15 protein-coding genes and 1 pseudogene are annotated in these 18,592 nt (G+C 63.8%); 7 read left to right on the forward strand and 9 right to left on the reverse strand.

Annotated features, from left to right (window positions below; genetic code table 11):
- Positions 1-5 precede the first annotated feature (5 nt).
- Positions 6-554 (reverse strand): transcriptional regulator, encoded by a 549-nt coding sequence (locus IVB50_RS20915; RefSeq protein WP_247297332.1) that lies wholly within the window; start codon positions 552-554, stop codon positions 6-8.
- Here IVB50_RS20915 and IVB50_RS20920 point away from each other — a divergent pair.
- Both IVB50_RS20920 and IVB50_RS20925 read left to right on the forward strand, forming a co-directional pair.
- Positions 477-682: pseudogene (locus IVB50_RS20920) on the forward strand (porin family protein); the annotation flags it as partial. The gene IVB50_RS20915 and the pseudogene IVB50_RS20920 overlap by 78 nt on opposite strands.
- A 414-nt stretch (positions 683-1,096) precedes the next feature.
- Entirely contained in the window at positions 1,097-1,576 is a 480-nt protein-coding gene (locus IVB50_RS20925; RefSeq protein ID WP_247297068.1) for a hypothetical protein, read from the forward strand.
- A gap of 221 nt (positions 1,577-1,797) precedes the next feature.
- Here IVB50_RS20925 and IVB50_RS20930 read toward each other — a convergent pair whose 3' ends face one another.
- The gene (locus IVB50_RS20930) at positions 1,798-3,021 is read right to left on the reverse strand and encodes an AMP-binding protein (protein WP_247297069.1); all 1,224 of its coding nucleotides are present in this window, start codon (positions 3,019-3,021) and stop codon (positions 1,798-1,800) included.
- 86 nt (positions 3,022-3,107) lie between these two features.
- Between IVB50_RS20930 and IVB50_RS20935 the strand changes: the two genes are divergently transcribed.
- Complete coding sequence (locus tag IVB50_RS20935; RefSeq protein WP_247297070.1) at positions 3,108-4,262, forward strand: AGE family epimerase/isomerase; 1,155 nt, start codon at positions 3,108-3,110, stop codon at positions 4,260-4,262.
- Here IVB50_RS20935 and IVB50_RS20940 read toward each other — a convergent pair.
- The 6 genes from IVB50_RS20940 to IVB50_RS20965 all read right to left on the reverse strand — a co-directional run bounded on the left by IVB50_RS20940 (position 4,259) and on the right by IVB50_RS20965 (position 11,531).
- Positions 4,259-5,101: an ABC transporter ATP-binding protein gene (locus IVB50_RS20940; protein ID WP_247297071.1), complete on the reverse strand. Its 843-nt coding sequence runs from the start codon at positions 5,099-5,101 to the stop codon at positions 4,259-4,261. The two genes, IVB50_RS20935 and IVB50_RS20940, sit on opposite strands and share 4 nt — an antisense overlap.
- A 160-nt stretch (positions 5,102-5,261) precedes the next feature.
- Entirely contained in the window at positions 5,262-6,545 is a 1,284-nt protein-coding gene (locus IVB50_RS20945; protein ID WP_247297073.1) for an ABC transporter substrate-binding protein, read from the reverse strand.
- Between the two features lie 45 nt (positions 6,546-6,590).
- On the reverse strand, positions 6,591-7,664 hold the full coding sequence (locus tag IVB50_RS20950; RefSeq protein WP_085348728.1) for a branched-chain amino acid ABC transporter permease: 1,074 nt from the start codon (positions 7,662-7,664) through the stop codon (positions 6,591-6,593).
- Between the two features lie 3 nt (positions 7,665-7,667).
- Positions 7,668-8,561, reverse strand: a complete 894-nt coding sequence (locus tag IVB50_RS20955; protein WP_204511807.1) for a branched-chain amino acid ABC transporter permease — start codon at positions 8,559-8,561, stop codon at positions 7,668-7,670.
- Positions 8,562-8,781: 220 nt separating this feature from the next.
- On the reverse strand, positions 8,782-10,713 hold the full coding sequence (locus IVB50_RS20960) for a long-chain fatty acid--CoA ligase (protein WP_247297075.1): 1,932 nt from the start codon (positions 10,711-10,713) through the stop codon (positions 8,782-8,784).
- Positions 10,710-11,531 carry an ABC transporter ATP-binding protein gene (locus IVB50_RS20965; protein WP_007601963.1) on the reverse strand — a complete coding sequence of 274 codons (822 nt, stop codon included), beginning with the start codon at positions 11,529-11,531 and terminating at the stop codon, positions 10,710-10,712. The genes IVB50_RS20960 and IVB50_RS20965 overlap by 4 nt, the downstream gene beginning before the upstream one ends.
- Positions 11,532-11,862: 331 nt before the next feature.
- Here IVB50_RS20965 and IVB50_RS20970 point away from each other — a divergent pair, with 331 nt between their 5' ends.
- The 3 genes from IVB50_RS20970 to IVB50_RS20980 all read left to right on the forward strand — a co-directional run bounded on the left by IVB50_RS20970 (position 11,863) and on the right by IVB50_RS20980 (position 16,709).
- Positions 11,863-12,540, forward strand: coding sequence for a Crp/Fnr family transcriptional regulator (locus tag IVB50_RS20970; RefSeq protein ID WP_247297077.1), 678 nt, complete (start codon positions 11,863-11,865; stop codon positions 12,538-12,540).
- Positions 12,541-12,683: 143 nt separating this feature from the next.
- Positions 12,684-16,007: an adenylate/guanylate cyclase domain-containing protein gene (locus IVB50_RS20975; protein WP_247297079.1), complete on the forward strand. Its 3,324-nt coding sequence runs from the start codon at positions 12,684-12,686 to the stop codon at positions 16,005-16,007.
- Positions 16,008-16,028: 21 nt separating this feature from the next.
- Positions 16,029-16,709, forward strand: a complete 681-nt coding sequence (locus IVB50_RS20980; RefSeq protein ID WP_247297081.1) for a redoxin domain-containing protein — start codon at positions 16,029-16,031, stop codon at positions 16,707-16,709.
- Positions 16,710-16,725: 16 nt separating this feature from the next.
- Here the strand turns inward: IVB50_RS20980 and IVB50_RS20985 are convergent, their stop codons facing one another.
- A complete protein-coding gene (locus IVB50_RS20985; RefSeq protein ID WP_247297083.1) occupies positions 16,726-17,565 on the reverse strand; it encodes a uroporphyrinogen-III synthase in 840 nt (279 codons plus the stop codon).
- 141 nt (positions 17,566-17,706) lie between these two features.
- Between IVB50_RS20985 and purU the strand changes: the two genes are divergently transcribed.
- On the forward strand, positions 17,707-18,570 hold the full coding sequence (gene purU, locus IVB50_RS20990) for a formyltetrahydrofolate deformylase (protein ID WP_247297085.1): 864 nt from the start codon (positions 17,707-17,709) through the stop codon (positions 18,568-18,570).
- The last annotated feature ends 22 nt before the right edge of the window (positions 18,571-18,592 follow it).

An 18,592-nucleotide genomic window follows, 5' to 3' on the forward strand; every position in this document is an offset into this window, starting at 1 on the left:
GCATCTTAGGCTTGCGGAGCTTTTTGCGGCCGACCAAGTTTGGGTCGTGGTAGCCCCGATCTGTGTGGAAGCGGAACGACAAGCAGCCGAAGCTGCATTGCCGCGAGGACCTTCAAAATTCGGCTGAGATTTGGATCCACGGCGCCGCCGAATGTCTTGTACATCGATCTTCGCTCGATCCCGGCCTCCCGCGCCAGGGCGGAGACATTCTGGGACAGCACGGCTTCTTTCAATGCAAGGACTGCCTCCTCGAAGCGGTTGCTGGCGAAGCCTTGCGTTAGTCGCTTTGCGAACCCTTCGAACGCATCGGGGGCCGTCCAGCTCGGTGCACTCTGCACCTCAGATGGATCCGCCCGCACCACGCAGGCCTGCACGTTGAGCGCATCAAAAAGCCTCAGGATTCGGCTGAGCTGAGGGTCGATTCGGCCCCCGAATGTTCTGTACAGGGCATCCCGTCTTAGACCAGCGTCCCGCGCCACATCTTCGGCATCCAGTCGCCCGGCTGGTTCATGAAGACCGAGTATCGTTCGGCCTTCTACAACGCCAAGACCCAAACCGAGCTCTTGGATGGCAGCAACGCGCCGCTCATCAACAGCGTCCGTGCCAACAGCTGGACCAGACGATCTCGACCTCGCTGGTCTACCGCTTCAACTGGACCGGTCCGGTCGTCGCGAAGTGCTGATCCGCAACCCACTTCAGACATCAAAGCCCCGGGCATCGGCCGGGGCTTTTTTGTGGCTTGGAGCGTGTGCTCCGGATCTGAGGAGAGTATGTGGTATGTGACCATACTCCCGGCCATTTGCGCCAAAGTTCAACCTGACGGGGGCAGGCGACGGCTCCTTAGCGCATGATGGCAAGCTGGGTCGGTCCTGGCCAGCTCCATCTCTCAGCCGATCTTGCGATGCTCGCAAAGCGGGTCGCTTCGAGGCATCCCACCTGCTAAGCTGGCCGATGAGCTGAACACCGCGTGCGGATTAGCTTAACCCGGTGTCCATCAAACCGGCAGCAGCTCAGAGCTTCGCGATTCAGGTAGAGGAGGCGATCGCTCGCATCGAGGAGCGGCCTAGCTTCGAACCCCGGGCCGGCTAGGGGGGCGATGACGACGGATCGACAGATCGCCGCAAATCGACGGAACGCCCGCAAGAGCACCGGACCTCAAACGCCCGGTGCCAAGAAACGAACAAGCGGCAATGCACTCCGGCATGGGTTGGCGACGAGCTACGCGGCGAATCCGGCGGACGCTGCGATGATTGGCCAGCTCACCGAGCAAATCGCTGGTTCACGTAAGGAGCGGCTTGCGCTTGCACTGGCGCGGGACGCGGCGGTCGCTCAGTTTGATCTCGCCCGCGTCCGCTGGGTGAAGGCGGAACTGATCGGCCAAGTCGTAGCGTTCGGATCAATCGATCCGCCAGAGATTTTCAGCTCGGCGAAGGATGAATGGCGCTATATCAGGCCTCGTTGCGAAACAACAACACGTGGCTGCCTCTGTCAATACCGCCAGATCCGGCGGAAACCATGCCGGCCGACGCTGCAGAACGTGTGGCTGAGGCGATCCGACGGGCGCTGCGCGAATTAGTCAAGCTCGAGCGGTATGAATCCCGTGAGGCGCAACAGCGCCCTTCGCGCTCTGCTCAAATTGGGGAATGGAGCGACAACAATTTAAAGACGAACCATCTCTGAAATAGGGCTTCCAGACGCAATGCCGAAGGTGCTTTTTCTGCAAAACGAAGCCAATTTTCTGAGGTAATTTCAAAATTACTCAGGCTTTTCAAGCCAGCTGGTCAATGATGCGCGAAGCTACCGCTCGTCCGCGATCACCTTGCCGTCGTTCGGCAGCGCGCCGGGCCTCACCAGTTCAACCTCGCCTCCGAGTTTCGTCACGGCCCGCAAGGTGCCTGCAATCTCGTCGCGCAACGCATCGTTCGCGGCCGCCGTCTCCGCTTTCAGCGTCATTGCATCGGCCTCGCCTTGGCGCGTGACGACGAGGCGTAATCTTCCGAGCGCGGAATGGCGCTTGCCGATCTCGGCGACCTGCTCGGGACGGACGAACATGCCCTTGACCTTGGTGGTCTGGTCGGCGCGGCCCATCCAACCCCTGATGCGCATGTTGGTGCGCCCGCAGGGGCTGGTCCCCGGCAGTGCCGCGGTGAGGTCGCCGAGAGCGAGCCGGATCCAGGGATGGTGCGGGTCGAGTGAGGTCACGACGATCTCGCCGACGTCGCCGGGCGCCACGGGATCGCCGGTACCGGGCTTGACGATCTCCATGATGAGATCCTCGTTCACGACCATACCGTCGCGCGCGCTGGTCTCGAAGGCGATAATGCCGAAATCGGCGGTGCCGAAGGCCTGGTAGACGTCGATGCCGCGCGCCTTGATCTCGGCCTGGAGCGAGGGCGGGAAGGCTGCGCCGGAGACCAGCGCGCGCTTGATCGAGGAGACGTCGCGGCCCGAGCTTGCGGCAGCATCAAGCAAGATCTTCAGGAAGTCCGGCGTGCCGCTGTAGCCGACGGGGCGGTAGGCCTCGATCAGCTCGAATTGCTGCTCGGTATTCCCTGGACCAGCCGGGATCACGGCGCAACCGAGCGCGCGGGCCGACGCATCGAAGATGAAGCCGCCAGGGGTGAGATGGTAGCTGAAGGTGTTGAGCACGATGTCATCGGGCCGGAACCCGGCCGCGAACAGTGCCCGTGCGCCGCGCCAGGGGTCAGCCTGCCGCCCCTCCGGCTCGAAAATCGGCCCGGGGGAGGTGAAGAGGCGGGCGAACGAGCCGGGCGCCGCCGCGACGAACCCTCCGAAAGGCGTGGAGGCCTTGTGCAGGGCCGGTAGTTCCGACTTGCGCAGCACCGGCAGGCCCGCCAGGGCCGCCCTGGAGGTCACGGCGGCCGGATCGACACCTTTCAGCCGATCGGCATAGGCGGGCGCGGTCATCGCAGAGCGCAGCACGCCTGGCAGGCGGGAGAACAGATCGGCATCGCGCGCGGCTTGTTCGCGCGTCTCGAGGGCGTCGTAATGGGCGGTCATGGCTCATCTTTCCGGGTTGGCATCCGTTGCGCGCCGCCGCCGGCATGGGTATCAGACGGCCATGGGCGAGGTTTGAAGAGGACGCGATGGCGGACGAGGGAATCAGTGCGGCGGACGAGGCGGCGGACGTCGTTGCGCGCCTGAAGCGCCGCATGATCGACGAGGCGCTGCCGCTGTGGTCGACGGTCGGCTGGGACCATGGCGCGGGTGGTTTCATCGATCGGCTGCACCGCGACGGCACGGCGGACAGCGCCGCGCCGCGCCGGGTGTTCGTGCAGGCCCGCCAGATCTGGTGCTACGCCAAGGCTGCGCAGATGGGCTGGTACCCTGAGGGGCGCGCCATCGCACTGAAGGGGCTCGAGCATCTGCTCGCCAAAGCAAAGGCGCCCGACGGCCGGCCCGGCTACGTGCACCGGCTGACGCCGGAGGGCGCGGTGCTGGACGGCCGACGCGACGCCTACGACCACGCCTTCATCCTGTTTGCGCTCGCGGCCGTCTATGCGCTCGACCAGGACGCGCAAATTCGCGCCGAGATCGACGCGCTGCTCGCCTTCCTCGACGGCCATCTGCGCTCGCCGCACGGCGGCGTCCACGAAGGCCTTCCGGTCTCGCTGCCGCGCCGGCAGAACCCGCACATGCATCTGTTCGAGGCGATGATCGCGTGCTTCGACGCGACCCACGATTTGTCGTTCCAGAACCGTGCCGGCGAGTTCTTCGCGCTGTTCCTCGCCAATCTCTACGACAAGCGGACGCGCGCGCTCGGCGAATATTTCGAAGAGGATTGGTCGAAGATCGCGCCAGTCAGCGTCGAGCCCGGCCACCAGGCGGAATGGGTCTGGTTGCTGAAGGGGTTCGAACGCATCACGGGCTGCCCGACCGGACAGCGGCGCGCCGAGCTGCTGGAAACCGCGCTGCGCTATCGCGACGAGGCCACCGGCTGCCTGATCGACGAGGGTGACGACGCCGGCAACATTCGCCGCACTACGCGCCGGCTGTGGCCACAGACCGAGATTGCGAAGGCGTGGATCGCGCATGCCGAATCCGGCGAGGTGGGCGCGGCGGAGGAGGCGCGCATGGCGCTGGCGCGGCTCGAACGCCATTATCTCAGCCATCCCGTGCGGGGCGGCTGGTATGACCAGTTCGAGCGCGACGGCAAATCGCTGATCGACACCATTCCTGCGTCGTCGTTCTATCATGTTCTCTGCGCAGTCACGGAAGCGGAACAGGTATTGGAAGGTTAGAGCCAGCGCTTGCGCCGCTTGAAGCTCTTGAGGTTCTTGAAGCTCTTGCGCTGGTCGCCAGCGCCGCCGAGATAGAATTCCTTGACGTCCTCGTTGTCGCGCAATTCGTCCGCGGTGCCGTCGAGCACGACCTTGCCCTGCTCCATGATGTAGCCGTGGCTTGCCACCGACAGCGCAGCGCGGGCGTTCTGCTCGACCAGCAGAATGGTGACGCCGAGGTCACGGTTGATCTTGTGGATGATCGAGAACACCTCTTTCACCAGCAGAGGCGACAGCCCCATCGAGGGTTCGTCCATCAGGATCATCTTCGGGCGCGCCATCAGCGCGCGGCCGATCGCGAGCATCTGCTGCTCGCCGCCGGAAAGATAACCAGCCAGTCCGGTGCGCTCCTTCAGGCGCGGGAAATAGTTGAAGACCATGTCGAGATCGGCGCCGACCTCGCGGTCCCTGCGGGTGAAGGCGCCGAGCTTGAGATTTTCCAGCGAGGTCATGTCGGCGACGATGCGCCTGCCCTCCATCACCTGGAAGATGCCGCGGCGAACGATCTTGTCGGGATCGATGCCGTTGATGCGCTCGCCCCCGAACAGGATCTCGCCGCGCGTGACTTCGCCGTCCTCGGTCTTGAGCAGCCCGGAGATCGCCTTCAGCGTCGTCGACTTGCCGGCGCCGTTGGCGCCGAGCAGCGCCACGATCGCGCCCTTGGGCACGTCGAGGCTGAGACCGCGCAGCACCAGGATGACATCGTCATAAACGACCTCGATGTTGCGCACGGCGAGGAGAGGCGGCGCGGGTACAGCGCCTCGGGAGGGACGAGCAGCTGCTTCATGAATTTCGGTCATGTCTCATACTCCGCTGTCGTCGCCCGGCTTGACCGGGCGACCCAGTATTCCAGAGACGCCTGACACTTACGGAGAGGCCGCGGCGTACTGGATCCCCCGCTCCAGTGCGCGCTGCGCACAAGGCGGGGGATGACATTTGTGTGTGAGGTAAGCGCTAAGCTCACCAGCCCAGCAATTCCGGCTTGCGCGGCAGCTCGACGGTCTTGACCTTCTCGAGTTTGATCGCGCCCTTGGCCATGAGGTCGTTGAGGTCGCCGTCGGTCGCGCCCGCAATCTTGGTGCGGTAGAGGTCGACCTTCAGCGTGCCGCGGTGGTCCTTGTCGGTCCAGGTCGAGGGATTGCAGACGCCTTCCATGCCGGCTGGCACCCAGTCCTTCTTCTGGTAGAAGCCCTTGGCGACGTTCTCGCCGGTGGCGCCGCCGTTCTTGGCGGCCCAATCGATCGCCTCCTTCATGTAGAGCGCCGAGCACACCGCCGCGATGTAGTGCACGGGCCGATAGACCTTGCCGGTCGGGTCGGACATCTTCGAGATCTCCATGACCGTCTTCATGCCGGACGCATCGCCGCCCCAGCTCACAGCGGTGCGCAGCGGAAAGATCACGCCGTCGGCGGCATCGCCGGCGGTCTTGGCGGCGTTCTCGTCCATGCCCCAGACATTGCCCATGAACTGGATGTCGACTCCGGCGGTCTTGCAGGCCTTCATCACCGAGATGTTGGACGCGGCGGTGTTGCCGAGATAGGCGTAGTTGGCGCCCGAGGATTTCAGGCTCAGGCACTGCGCGCTGTAGTCACCCGGCGCGAGCGCGAACACCAGCGGCGGTAGCACCTCGAAACCGAGCTCCTGCGCCATGGCTTCGCCGGCGGCCTTCGGTGCGTTCGGATAGGGGTGGTTGGCGCCCATGTGGACGAATTTCGGTTTGCCGGACTTGCCCTTGGCCTTCCAGTCCTCGGCGGCCCACATCAGCATGGCGCGGAGCGAGTCCGAATAGCTCGGGCCGTAGAAGAAGTTGTACGGCGCGGGCTTGGCCTTGCCGCTGATACCTTCGGGGTCGGTGAGCGCGGCGGCATATGAGCCGGACATGTCGGGGATCTTGTCCTGGGCGAGGAAGCCGGTCAGCGCCTCGGTGTCTGCCGTGCCCCAGCCCATGATGGCCGCGACCTTGGAGTCGGGCGCCGACCACTTCTTGTAGAGCGCGATCGCGCGCGGCACCTGGTAGCCGTAATCGTTGGTGTCGACATTGAGCTGCTTGCCGCCGACGCCGCCGTTCTTGTTGACCCAGGCGAAGGTGTCGGCGACGGCCTGGCCATAGGGTGTGCCGACGTCGGAGGTGCCGCCGGAATAATCGGCGAGGTGCCCGATCGCGATCTGCGCCTGCGCGCTTGCCGAGAATGCGGCGATCGCCAGCGCCAGCGACGCGGTGCTCAAAAGGGATTTTGTCTTCATGGGTTGCCTCCTCCTGTTTATTTGTTGGTTAGCGAGTGCCCGCGCTCAATGCGAGAACGGGTAGAGTTTCCAGTACGCCTTGATCTGTCGCCAGCGATGGGCGAGCCCGTCGGGCTCGAACATCAGGAACGCGATGATGATCACCCCGATTGCGATCTCGCGCAGGAAGGTGATGTTGTTGTTGAGCGACAGCGCCTTGTCGATCGCGCCGCCCTTCAGCGCGACGCTGAGGAACTCCATCGTCTCGGGCAGCAGCACCACGAACGCGGTGCCCATCAGCGTGCCCATGATCGAACCGGTGCCGCCGATGATGATCATGGCGAGGAACAGGATCGAACGTTCGATGCCGAAACCCTCTTGCGATACCACGAGCTGGTAGTGCGCATAGAGCGCGCCGGCGATGCCGGCGAAGAACGCGGCAAGGCCGAACGACAGCGTGCGATACTTTGTGAGATTGATGCCCATGATCTCCGCGGAGAGATAATGGTCGCGGATTGCCACCAGCGCACGGCCATCGCGGGTACGCATCAGGTTGGTGACGAGGATGTAGCTCGCCAGCACATAGGCCAGCACAACGTAGAAATACTGCCTGTCGCCGCGCAGCGTGTATCCGAAGATCGAGAACGGACTTGCGCTCGCCGGCACCGAGCCGCCGGTGAACCACTCGGCGCGGGAGAAGAAGTCGAGCAGGATGTATTGCGCGGCCAGTGTCGCGATCACTAGGTAGAGCCCCTTCAGACGCGCCGCCGGGATGCCGAAGATCAGCCCGATCAGCGCCGTGATGATGCCGGCAAGCGGGATCGCGAAGAAGACCGGGATCGGCGTGTTGTTGGAGATGTAGGCCGAGGTGAAAGCGCCGAGCAGGAAGAAGGCGGCATGGCCGATCGAGATCTGGCCGGTGAAGCCGACCAGGATGTTCAGCCCCAGCGCCGCGATCGAGAAGATGCCGATCTGGATCAGGATACTGAGCCAGTAACCGCTGAAGAACTGGGGCGCGAAGCACAGCAGCAGCACGCCGACGATCGCAAAATTGCGGCTGGTCGTGGTCGGAAAGATCGTGGTGTCGGCCGCATAGGAGGTGCGGAAGTCACCAGCAGGGATGAGGACAGGGCCGGCCATGGATCAGATCCGCTCGATGTCGTGGGTGCCGAACAGGCCGTAGGGCTTGATCATCAGCACGATGATGAGAACGTAGAACGGCGCGATCTCGTAGAGATTGCCCCAGTGAAGGTATTCGCTGTCGACATATTGCGCGATGTTCTCGAGCAGGCCGATGATGATGCCGCCGAGCACGGCGCCGCCGACGGAATCGAGTCCGCCGAGGATCGCCGCCGGAAACACCTTAATGCCGTAGCCGGCCAACCCGGACGAGACGCCGTTCACCACGGCAACGACGACGCCCGCGACCGCGGAAACCGTCGCTGAGATCGCCCACGCCATCGCGAACACGCTTTTCACGGAGATGCCGAGCGACTGTGCCACCTGCTGGTTGAACGCGGTGGCGCGCATCGCAAGTCCGTACTTCGAGGCGCGGAAGAACCAGGCCATGCCGATCATCATCGCGACCGAGACGACGAGGCTCATGACATAGACGGTTTGGATCTGGAGCCCGAGCAGGCTGACGGACTGGCTCTCGAACACCCGCGGGAACGGCTGTGGATTGACACCGAATATCCATTTCAGCGTCGCCTGCAGCACGGTGGAGAGGCCGATCGTCACCATGATGACCGAGATGATGGGTTCGCCGATCATCGGTCGCAGAATCAGGACCTGCACCGCGATGCCGAACACGAACATGAACACCAGCGTCATCGGCATGCCGATCCAGAACGGCACCTGGTATTTCGCGAGCAAGGTCCAGCACACCCAGGCGCCGACAAGCAAGAGCTCGCCCTGCGCGAAATTGACGACTTGGCTAGCCTTGTAGATCAGCACAAAGGACATCGCGACCACGCCATAGAGCGTGCCGACCACTAGGCCGTTGACCAGGAGCTGGATGAGGAAGGCGGTGTTCATGAAGTGGTGCTCGCTGACAAATCCGGCGCGCTCTTCCCCTCTCCCCTTGTGGGCGAGGGTGGCTTGGCGAAGCGAAGACGGGTGAGGGGTTGTCTCAGCAGTAAGGGCGGGGAGAGAGGACCCCTCACCCGAGGGGGGTCTTGGCTAACAGCGTAGATGCCCTCTCCCGCAAGGAGAGAGGGCGCATCGACCCGCATCGCGCTCTCGGTTCGAAGTAGGCTCACTCCGCGGCCTCCGCCATGTGCCCGTGCTCGCCCAGATCCACCACTCGCAGCGTCGTTCGCACCCTTTGCGTGCTGCCGTCCTGAAAGCGGATCACGGTGTCCACGGGGATGCTGGCTTGGCCGCGGTAGATCGCGTCGATGATGCCTTCGTATTTCTCGTTGATGACGCTGCGGCGCACTTTCCGCGTGCGGGTGAGTTCGCCGTCGTCGGCGTCGAGCTCCTTGTAGAGCAGCAGGAAACGGGAGATGCGCTGTGCCGGCGGCAGAGTCGCGTTGACGGTCTCGACTTCCTTCTTGAGCAGCGCATAAACCTCGGGCCGCGAGGCCAGGTCGCTGTAGGTCGTAAACGAGAGCCGGTTCTTCTCCGCCCATTTCGAGATGATGGAGTAGCGGATGCAGATCATTGCGGCGAGCGCGTCGCGGCCCGAGCCCAGCACCACGGCTTCGGCGATATAGGGGGAGAACTTCAGCTTGTTCTCGATGAATTGCGGCGAGAAGCGCTCGCCGCGCGAGGTCTCGGCGAGATCCTTGATGCGGTCGATGACCACGAGCTGACGGTTCGCGTTGAAATAGCCGGCGTCACCGGACAGCATCCAGCCGTCCTTGATGTCGGCTACGCTCGCCTCCGGGTTCTTGTAGTAGCCGAGGAACATGTTGGGATGCCGCACCACGATCTCGCCGACGCCGTGGACGTCGGCATTGTCGATGCGGATCTCGACGCTGTCGGCCATCGGCACGCCCGTCGTGTCGGGGTCGACCTTGCCAGCAGGATGCAGCGTGTAAGCCCCCAGCAGCTCGGTCTGGCCGTAGAGCGTGCGCAGCGGCACGCCCATGGCCTGGAAGAACTTGAAGGTCTCGGGCCCGAGTGCCGCGCCGCCGGTTGCGGCTGAACGCAGGCGGGTGAAGCCGAGACGGTCGCGCAATGCACGGAACAGGATCGCGTCGGCAAAGCCGGAACGCTCGCCCTGTTCGAGCGCGGCAAGCCCGCTCTTCATGCCGATGTCGAACAGGCGCTGCTTGAACGGCGTTGCGTCCATCACCCTGGCGCGGACGTCGGCGGCGATCGATTCCCAAACGCGCGGTGCAAACAGGATAAACGTCGGTGCGATCTCGCGCAGATCGTTCATCATGGTCTCGGGCTCTTCGACGAAGTTGATCTTCATCCGGCACAAGAGGCCTTTGCCGAGTACATAGACCTGTTCCATGATCCAGGGCAGCGGCAGCACCGACACGTATTCGTCGTCCGGCCCTTTCGGGTCGAAAGCGAGATACGTCGCGCAATGGCCGAGCACGCGGCCGGCGGCGAGCATCGCGAGCTTTGGATGCGACGTGGTACCTGATGTCGTGCAGAGGATCGCGACGTCCTCGCCCTTGGTCGCGTCCACCAGCCGGTCGTAAAGTTTCGGTTCGCGCGTAGCCCGCGCCCGGCCGAGTTCGGCAAACGTCTCCGCCGACATCAAACGCGGATCGTCGTATTTCCGCATGCCGCGCGGATCGGAATAGATGATGTGCTTCAGCTTTGGGACGCGGTCTGCCAGGGTGAGCAGCTTGTCGACCTGCTCCTCGTCCTCGGCGAAAACGAGCTGCGCCTCGCCATAATTGAGGAGATACGAAGCTTCTTCGTCGAGCACGTCGCGGTAGAGCCCGAGGCTCAAGCCTCCAACCGCATGAGTGGCGATTTCCGCCGTGACCCAGTCCGGCCGGTTGTCGCCGATGATGCCGATGACATCCCGGCGTCCAAGGCCCAGTTCGACGAGGCCGAGCGCGAAATCGCGCACCCGTGCCTGGTAGTCGTTCCAGGTGAACGGGCGCCATAGCCCGAGATCTTTTTCTCGGAGCGCGATCTCGTTGCCGTACTCCTTCGCATTCAGCCGAAGCATTTTGGGATAGGTGTTGGCCTGCGCGACGCGGCCTGCGTAATCCATCATGCCGCGCTCTCCTGCGCCGGCGGCGCATCGTCAGGGTCGACCAGCACCTCGTCCTCTTCGCCAAGATAGGCGCGCCTGACGTGCGGATCGGCGAGCACGGCGGCCGGATCGCCCTCGGCGATCTTGCGGCCGAAATCCAGCACCATGACGCGGTGGGAGATGTCCATCACCACGCCCATGTCGTGCTCGATCATCACCACGGTCATGCCGAACTCCTCGTTGAGATCGACGATGTACCGGGCCATGTCCTCCTTCTCCTCGAAGTTCATGCCGGCCATCGGCTCGTCGAGGAGAATGAGGCGCGGCTCCAGCGCCATGGCGCGGGCGAGCTCGACGCGCTTGCGCAAGCCGTAGGAGAGGGTGCCGGCCGGCGCCTTTCGCACCGACTGGAGGTCGAGGAAATCGATGATTTCTTCCACCTTGCGGCGGTGCTCGAGCTCTTCCTTGCGCGCGCCGGTGAGCCAGTACAGCGAGCCCGTGAGAAAATTGTTCTTCAGGAGGTGATGGCGTCCGACCATGATGTTGTCGAGCACGCTCATGTGGTGGAACAGCGCCAGGTTCTGGAAGGTGCGGCCGATGCCGAGCGACGCGCGCGCGTTGGGCGTCAGACCGGTGATGTCGCGGCCCTGGTAGAACAGCTGGCCTTCGGTCGGCTTGTAGCGGCCGGAAATACAGTTCACGATCGAGGTCTTGCCGGCGCCGTTGGGGCCGATGATCGAGAACAGCTCGCCTTCCCTGATGGCGAAGCCGACATCGGTCAGCGCACGAACGCCGCCGAATCGCAAGGACACGCCGCGCACTTCAAGACTGGTAGCCACCAAACAGATCCCTCCCGGTGATGGCGCTTTCAGTAGCGCTCTTCGTCCTTTCTATCGGGCGATCCTAGTACGACCGTGCCGGTGAGGCCATGCAGCAGATGGTCTCGACCGCAGCCGCGCCGCTCTCGTTCCCGTTTGGGACAAAAGCCGCATCGCCCGAGGTGGTCCTCAATAGGGGAAAGCGCTATTTTGAAATGTCTCCCGCCTGACAATTCTGCGACAAAGTTTTTGGATGGGGGAATCATCCATCTTTCGTCGGATGGTGTTCGAAACGGTCATGCTGCGTTGCAGCAGAACAGGAGTGACGAACGGTGCGGCTGGCTTCGGGATCATGATTTCAGAGGATCAACTGAAGCGCGTCGCTGCCTGGTCGCGCGAGCTCACGCAGGCGGAGATCGAGGTTGCTCGTGCGGGGATCACGGAGCGGTCCTACGGCACCGGCGAGACTGTCTTCATGCGCGGCGATACGTTCGACTATTGGGCCGGCATGGTCTTCGGCCTTGCCCGGATGGGCGGGGTCTCGCGCGACGGCAAGGAGACGAGTCTTGCCGGGCTAACGGCAGGGGCCTGGTTCGGCGAGGGCAGCGTGCTCAAGAACGAGCCGCGCCGCTACGACGTGGTCGCGCTGCGCAACAGCCGTGTTGCGCTGATGGAGCGCAGCGCCTTCATGTGGCTGTTCGAGAACAGCGTCGGCTTCAACCGCTTCCTGGTACGCCAGCTCAACGAGCGGCTCGGCCAGTTCATCGGCATGCTCGAGGTCAACCGCACGTTGGATGCCACTGCGCGGCTTGCCCGCAGCATTGCTTCGCTGTTCAATCCGATCCTCTACCCGGAATCCACCGCGCATCTGGAGATCACCCAGGAAGAGATCGGCGCGCTTTCCGGCATGTCCCGCCAGAATGCCAACCGCGCGCTGAACCGGCTGGAGAAAGAGGGCTTGCTCCGGTTGGAGTATGGTGGCGTGACTATTCTGGATATCGAACGGCTAAGGGGGTACGGGGAGGAGTGAAGCCGCGTTCGCGGCCGCAACTGCGAGCGCCGCAACCCACCGCTTGCTCTTCCGGCACGACGAGCCCATCCTTGCCGAGATCCTGGGCCATCTGACCGGGTCCAGCAGGCTGCGCCATCGCGGCGCCCGCGGGGTCTCGACCCATGAACTGCTCCTGTTGCGGTTCCGAGGTTCAGAGCGGCTTTGCCTTCTGCCCGAAATGCGGCACGAAGCAGCCGAACGCCTGCCCCGGCTGCGGCTATGCGTGCGCACCGGATTTCGCGTACTGCCCGAAATGCGGCGCCCTCGTCAGTGAAGCCTCCAAGTCAGGCGGGCAGGCATCAATGCGGGCCAGCCGCGTGACAGTCCCGACCAGTGCGTCCTCGCCACCGCTGGCGCCGACGGCCGAAGCCCAATACGGGTTTCGATCGCAGCCGGACAAGATCGACAGCGAAGCCAACCGCCGCACCATTACCGTGCTGTTTGCCGACCTTAGCGGCTTCACCACGATGAGCGAGCGACTCGATCCTGAAGTCATGCAGGCGCTTCAGAACGAATTGTTCGAGGAGCTAACGGCGGCGGTGCAAAGCTTTGGCGGCTTCGTGGACAAATTCATCGGCGACGCGCTGCTTGCGCTATTCGGAGCGCCGGCCGCGCACGAAGACGACCCCGAGCGGGCCGTCCGCGCCGCGCTCGACATGATCGGCCGAACGGCGCAACTCAGCGAACGTGCAAAGGCGTATGCCGGGTCACCGCTCCTGCTTCATGTCGGCATCAACACCGGGCACGTGGTTGCTGGCGGACTGGGTGTTGGAGTTGCTAAATCCTACTCGGTCACGGGCGATACGGTGAATACGGCTCAACGATTGCAGTCGATGGCTTCCACGGGCGAGGTGCTGGTCGGGCCGCTGACCTACCGTCTTACGCGGCATGCATTCTCATATGAATCGCTTGGCGAGGTCTCGCTGAAGGGCAAGATGGGCAGCGTCCTGGTCCATCGCTTGAACGCACCGCTCGACACGCCCCGTGCGGCACGCGGCCTCGATACGCTGGGCCTCAGTGCGCCGGTGATTGGGCGCGACGCCGAGCTCGCCCGTCTAGTCGACAATCTTGATCTCGCGTGTGGCGGCGCGGCGCAGCTGGTGCGGCTGGTCGGTGAAGCCGGCATCGGCAAAACGCGTCTGGTGGACGAATTCGTTGCCCACGCCCGCGATGAGGACCGTTTCGCCGGCGTGGCGATCCGGCGCGCTGTCTGCTCGCCGCTGGGCGAACAGTCCTATGGCACCCTTGCCGCTGTGCTGCGCAGCGCCTACGGCATCGCGCAGAAGGCGACCGTGGCGGAGGCCCAGGCCAAGCTGGCGACGGCACTGTCGGAGCTCGGCCTTGCGGTCGAAGAGGCCGATCGCCTGATGCCCCTTTATTTCCACGTTCTCGGCCTCGGCGATCCGGACGCCGCGCTGCAGCACGTCGAGCCCGAGCAGCTTCGGCGGCAGATATTCTTTGCGATTCGTACCGTGTTCGAACGGCGCCTGGTCCTGTCGCCGCTCCTGATCATTGTCGAGGATCTGCACTGGGCCGATGCCGTATCGCTTGAAGCGCTGCGGTTCCTGATGGACCGGCTGGAGCGTACGCGGCTGATGCTGTTGTTTACGCATCGGCCTATGCTGGAACTGGATCAGTTCGGCTCGGGGCGGATCAGCCATACAACCCTTCGATTGCTTCCGCTTGGTGATGCAGACGGACAAAAGCTGCTCGCGGCCTACTTCAGCCACGGTTGGAGTGAACCGCCGGGAAATCTGTTCAGTCGAATCCTGGAGCGCGCGGGCGGCAATCCACTCTTCTTTGAGGAAATCATCCGCGGTCTCATCGAAGCTGGCGCCTTGGAGCGTGACGGCTCACGGTGGCGGATCAAGTCGGATGAAGCCGCCGCCGATATACCGGCAAGCATTCAGGCCCTGTTACTGGCGCGCCTGGACCGGTTGCCGCATGAGGTGCGCCGCTTGGCCCAGGAGGCCGCGGTGATCGGCCCACGTTTCGATGCGGCTCTTCTCGGTGCGATGGCATCGCAGCGGACGAAGGTGGAAGCGGGGCTCGAACTTCTGTGCGATGCCGAGATTGTCGAGGAGGTCGCGGGCGCGAACTCGATCTCGCTGCGATCCTATCGCTTTACGCAAACCATGCTTCAGGACGTGATCTATCAAAACCTGCTCTTGCAGCGTCGGATCGAGCTCCATGGACGGATTGGTGCCGCGCTGGAGCGGCTCTATGGCAATGAGCCCGAGCGCCTCGAGGACCTCATACTCCTCGGACATCATTTCAGCCTGAGCGCGAGCAAGCCGAAAGGTGCGCGCTATCTGCGCGCGGCCGGCGATCGCGCCCGCGCGACCTACGCCAATGACGATGCCATCCGCTTCTACCAACAGGCTCTCGCCGTGTTGTTGGCCGGCGGGGAACGGGAGCCCGAACGCCTGATCCTCTGCGAGCGGATCGCGGAGCTGTGTGCCGCGGCCGGCCGGAGGATCACGGCTGAGGAGCACTACCAGAGTGCGCTGGAAGGTCATCGCAATGCGGAGGACCGCATCGGCGAAGCGCGAATTCTCCGCAAGCTTGGCCGATTGTTGTGGGACGCCGGCAAGCGGATCAAGGCAGAGGCGCATTATGCCGAGGCGGCCGAACGGCTGGGAGGGACCGACGCGCCCATCGAGTGGGCGCACCTCCTGCAAGAGCGCGGCCGTCTTTCGTTTCGCACGGGCGATCACGTGGCCGCCGCGAGATGGGCGGACGAGGCGCTTGGCTACGCCCGAAGCGTACCGGCGGACGCCGACAGGCAAGTAGGATTCGAGGCGGCGCGCGCCATTGCAGAGTCGCTCAACACCAAGGGGGTGGCTCTGGCGCGGCTTGGCCGACACCAGGAGGCGGTGCGCGAGGTGGAGCAAAGTGTCGCAGCAGCCGAGGCCGCCGGTCTCCTCAACGTGGCCTGCCGCGGCTACACCAATCTCGGTGTGCTCTACACGATTGTCGACCCGGCGAAAGCCGTGGAGGTTTGCCGGCGCGGACTCGATGTCGCGTGTCGGATCGGCGATCTCGGGTTCCAGGCGCGCCTTCTTGCCAATTTTGCTGTTGCCTGTTGCACCTTCACGGACAAATGTACTGAGGAGGGGGTGCCGGCCGCCGAAAAGGCGATCGAAATCGACCGCGCGCTTGATCAGCGCGAGCATCTCTCCGTGCCGTTGATCGTGCTCGGGCAAATCCATCAATGCCATTTCCGGCCCGATCTGGCTGCTCGTTGCTACAATGAGGCAATCGAGGTGGCGAGCGAAACCGGCGAGCCGCAGCAGCTGTTTCCATGCTATGATGGTCTTGCGACGCTGAACCTTGATCGAGGCGACATGCCCGAGGCCGAGCGATATTTCGCGCTGGCACAGGACGTCTGCATGCGGCACGGGCTTGATCCCGCAGGGCTGATCGTACTGCCGTTTCTTGACTAGATCATGTGAAGGAGTGCCATCATGTCTGAACGTCACGTCGAGGGACCACTTCAACCGGGCGATCGTGCACCGAACGTCGTGCTGGACGCGATCACACGCGACGGAAAGATCGCGCTCGAAGACTTTCGCGGACAAAGCCCGATATTGGTGGGCCTGTATCGGGGGCTGCATTGCCCGTTCTGCCGCCGCCATATCGCGGCACAGGCGCAACTTGATGCCGCCTTGCACGAGAAAGGCGTCGAAAGTCTCACGGTGGTCAACACGCCGATCGAGCGCGCGCGACTCTATTTCCGTTACCATCCGTTGCCCAACCTGCTCGCTGCGTCCGATCCCGAGCGGCTCTCGCACCGCGCGTTCGGCCTGCCCAATCTCGAGTTCACGGAGGACGAGACCGAGTGGCCGCACAAGGTCGGCATGAACGTGGTCATGAGCATGCAAGTCGACATGCCCGGCGAATTGCCCGGCCCGATGAACCGGCCCGCGGCCGCGGAGTACCTCAATAACAAGGACGGCTATGAGATAACGGAAGCCGATCAGCGCATGGCGGCAACCGGCCAGGGCCAGCTCTTCGGGCAGTTTCTGCTCGACCGCGAGGGGGTTGTGCGCTGGAGCTTTACCGAGGTGCCCGAAGGCGGCCATCGCATGTTTGCCGCGCCGAGCCCGCAGGAGCTGATGTCGGCCGCCTCGCAGATGGCAAGCTAGGCACCGCGTCAGGCGATCATTCCGCCACCTTCGGCCGCTTGTCCACCAATGCTGCCGCCATCGCCGAGATCAGCGGGCGCATGAAATAGTGGTCTTCCACCGGCGAGACGTCCGTGCGCAAACCATGCGCGGTGAGCTCGCCCGAGACCGCCGGTCCGACCGACGCGATCAGCGTTCGCTCGAGGCCCGCGCGCAGCTTCGCCTCGCTGCCGTGGGCTCTCGCAGCTTCGATCAGCCGTCGGACCTGGCCGAGATTGGTCAGCGCGATGGAATCGATCCGCCCTTCGGCCATGTCATCAATGGCGGCGACGATGTTGGCGTCCGCCGCCTTGGTGTCATAGGCATAAGGCAGCACGGTATCGACTTCGGCACCTTGCGCCGACAGCGCACCGGTCAGCGCGCTGTGATCCTTGTCGGGATAGAGCTGAAGGCCGAGGCGGTGCCCGTTCAAATCGAGCTTGCCGAGCATCTCGATCACGCCCTCGGTGGTCGGCTTTTCCGTGGTCTGCTGCGCCTCGAGCCCGACTTCGCGCAGTGCCTTGCCGGGCTTCGGGCCGCGGGTGAATTTTCGCGATCTGGCAAGCGCCGCCACGAGGGCCTGATCGAGCCCTCGTGCGACGGCGAGCTTCATGATCCGCCGCAGGCCTTCGCCGGTCATCAGCACGAGATCGTCAAACGGTCTGTCGATGGCACGGCGGATCCAGGCCTCGACCGGGGCGGGGTCCGGTGCATCCTGGATGGTGAACATCGGGCATTGGACGACCTCGGCGCCTTGCTCGGCCAGCAGCTTCGAAAACTGAGCCTCCTCGCGCGTTTCCAGGATCAGGATGCGGGTGCCGTTCAAGCGGTCGGCCATGAGCCTACTCCGGTCAGCCAAAGCAATGGTGCGTTCATCCTGACTCCACGGTCGGGATTGGCGCAAGGTGGGGTCGATGATAGAGCAGGGCGCAAATCGCGGGTCGTTCCGCAGCCGCTGCCCAAACCTTCATCAAGGCCCATGCCAGATCATCAATATGTCCTGACCCTGTCCTGTCCGGATCGTCCCGGCATCGTCTCGGCGGTGTCGACCTTCCTGGCGAATTCCGGACAGAACATCCTCGACGCCCAACAATTCGACGACACCGAGACCGACAAGTTCTTCATGCGGGTGGTGTTCACCGCTGCCGATCTCGCCGTGGAGCTGTCGGCACTCCAGACCGGCTTTGCCGCGATCGCCGAGCGCTTCGGAATGGAATGGCAGATGCGCGATCGCGCTGCGCATCGCAAGGTGATGCTGCTGGTGTCGAAGTCCGATCACTGCCTGGTCGACATCCTCTATCGCTGGCGCACGGGCGAGCTGCCGATGACTTTGGCCGCAATCGTCTCCAATCATCCGCGCGAGGTCTATGACGGGCTCGATTTCGGCGGGGTTCCGTTCCACTATCTGCCTGTTACGAAAGAGACCAAGCGCGAGCAGGAGGCGCAGATCCTCGATCTCGTCGCCAAGACCGGGACGGATCTCGTCGTGCTCGCCCGTTATATGCAGATATTGTCCGACGATCTCTCGGCAAATCTGTCGGGACGCTGTATCAACATCCACCACTCGTTCCTGCCGGGTTTCAAGGGCGCAAAACCCTATCACCAGGCCCATGAGCGTGGCGTCAAGCTGATCGGCGCCACCGCGCATTACGTCACGCGCGACCTCGACGAGGGCCCGATCATCGACCAGGACGTCGAGCGCATCAGCCATCGCGACACGCCTGAGGATCTCGTCCGAAAGGGCCGCGACATCGAGCGCCGCGTGCTGGCGCGCGCGATCCGCTACCATCTCAACGACCGCGTCATCCTCAATGGCCGCAAGACCGTGGTGTTCGTGGATTGATTTGCTACGCTCGCCGCAAGCG

Source organism: Bradyrhizobium sp. 87, from assembly GCF_023073015.1.
GTDB lineage: Bacteria > Pseudomonadota > Alphaproteobacteria > Rhizobiales > Xanthobacteraceae > Bradyrhizobium > Bradyrhizobium canariense_D.

Coding starts and splice junctions, on each gene's coding strand:
- IVB50_RS20925 (WP_247297068.1), top strand. CDS start 1,097: ATGACGACGGATCGACAGATCGCCGCAAATCGACGGAACGCCCGCAAG.
- IVB50_RS20930 (WP_247297069.1), bottom strand. CDS start 3,021: ATGACCGCCCATTACGACGCCCTCGAGACGCGCGAACAAGCCGCGCGC.
- IVB50_RS20935 (WP_247297070.1), top strand. CDS start 3,108: ATGGCGGACGAGGGAATCAGTGCGGCGGACGAGGCGGCGGACGTCGTT.
- IVB50_RS20940 (WP_247297071.1), bottom strand. CDS start 5,101: ATGACCGAAATTCATGAAGCAGCTGCTCGTCCCTCCCGAGGCGCTGTA.
- IVB50_RS20945 (WP_247297073.1), bottom strand. CDS start 6,545: ATGAAGACAAAATCCCTTTTGAGCACCGCGTCGCTGGCGCTGGCGATC.
- IVB50_RS20950 (WP_085348728.1), bottom strand. CDS start 7,664: ATGGCCGGCCCTGTCCTCATCCCTGCTGGTGACTTCCGCACCTCCTAT.
- IVB50_RS20955 (WP_204511807.1), bottom strand. CDS start 8,561: ATGAACACCGCCTTCCTCATCCAGCTCCTGGTCAACGGCCTAGTGGTC.
- IVB50_RS20960 (WP_247297075.1), bottom strand. CDS start 10,713: ATGATGGATTACGCAGGCCGCGTCGCGCAGGCCAACACCTATCCCAAA.
- IVB50_RS20970 (WP_247297077.1), top strand. CDS start 11,863: ATGATTTCAGAGGATCAACTGAAGCGCGTCGCTGCCTGGTCGCGCGAG.
- IVB50_RS20975 (WP_247297079.1), top strand. CDS start 12,684: ATGAACTGCTCCTGTTGCGGTTCCGAGGTTCAGAGCGGCTTTGCCTTC.
- IVB50_RS20980 (WP_247297081.1), top strand. CDS start 16,029: ATGTCTGAACGTCACGTCGAGGGACCACTTCAACCGGGCGATCGTGCA.
- IVB50_RS20985 (WP_247297083.1), bottom strand. CDS start 17,565: ATGGCCGACCGCTTGAACGGCACCCGCATCCTGATCCTGGAAACGCGC.
- purU (WP_247297085.1), top strand. CDS start 17,707: ATGCCAGATCATCAATATGTCCTGACCCTGTCCTGTCCGGATCGTCCC.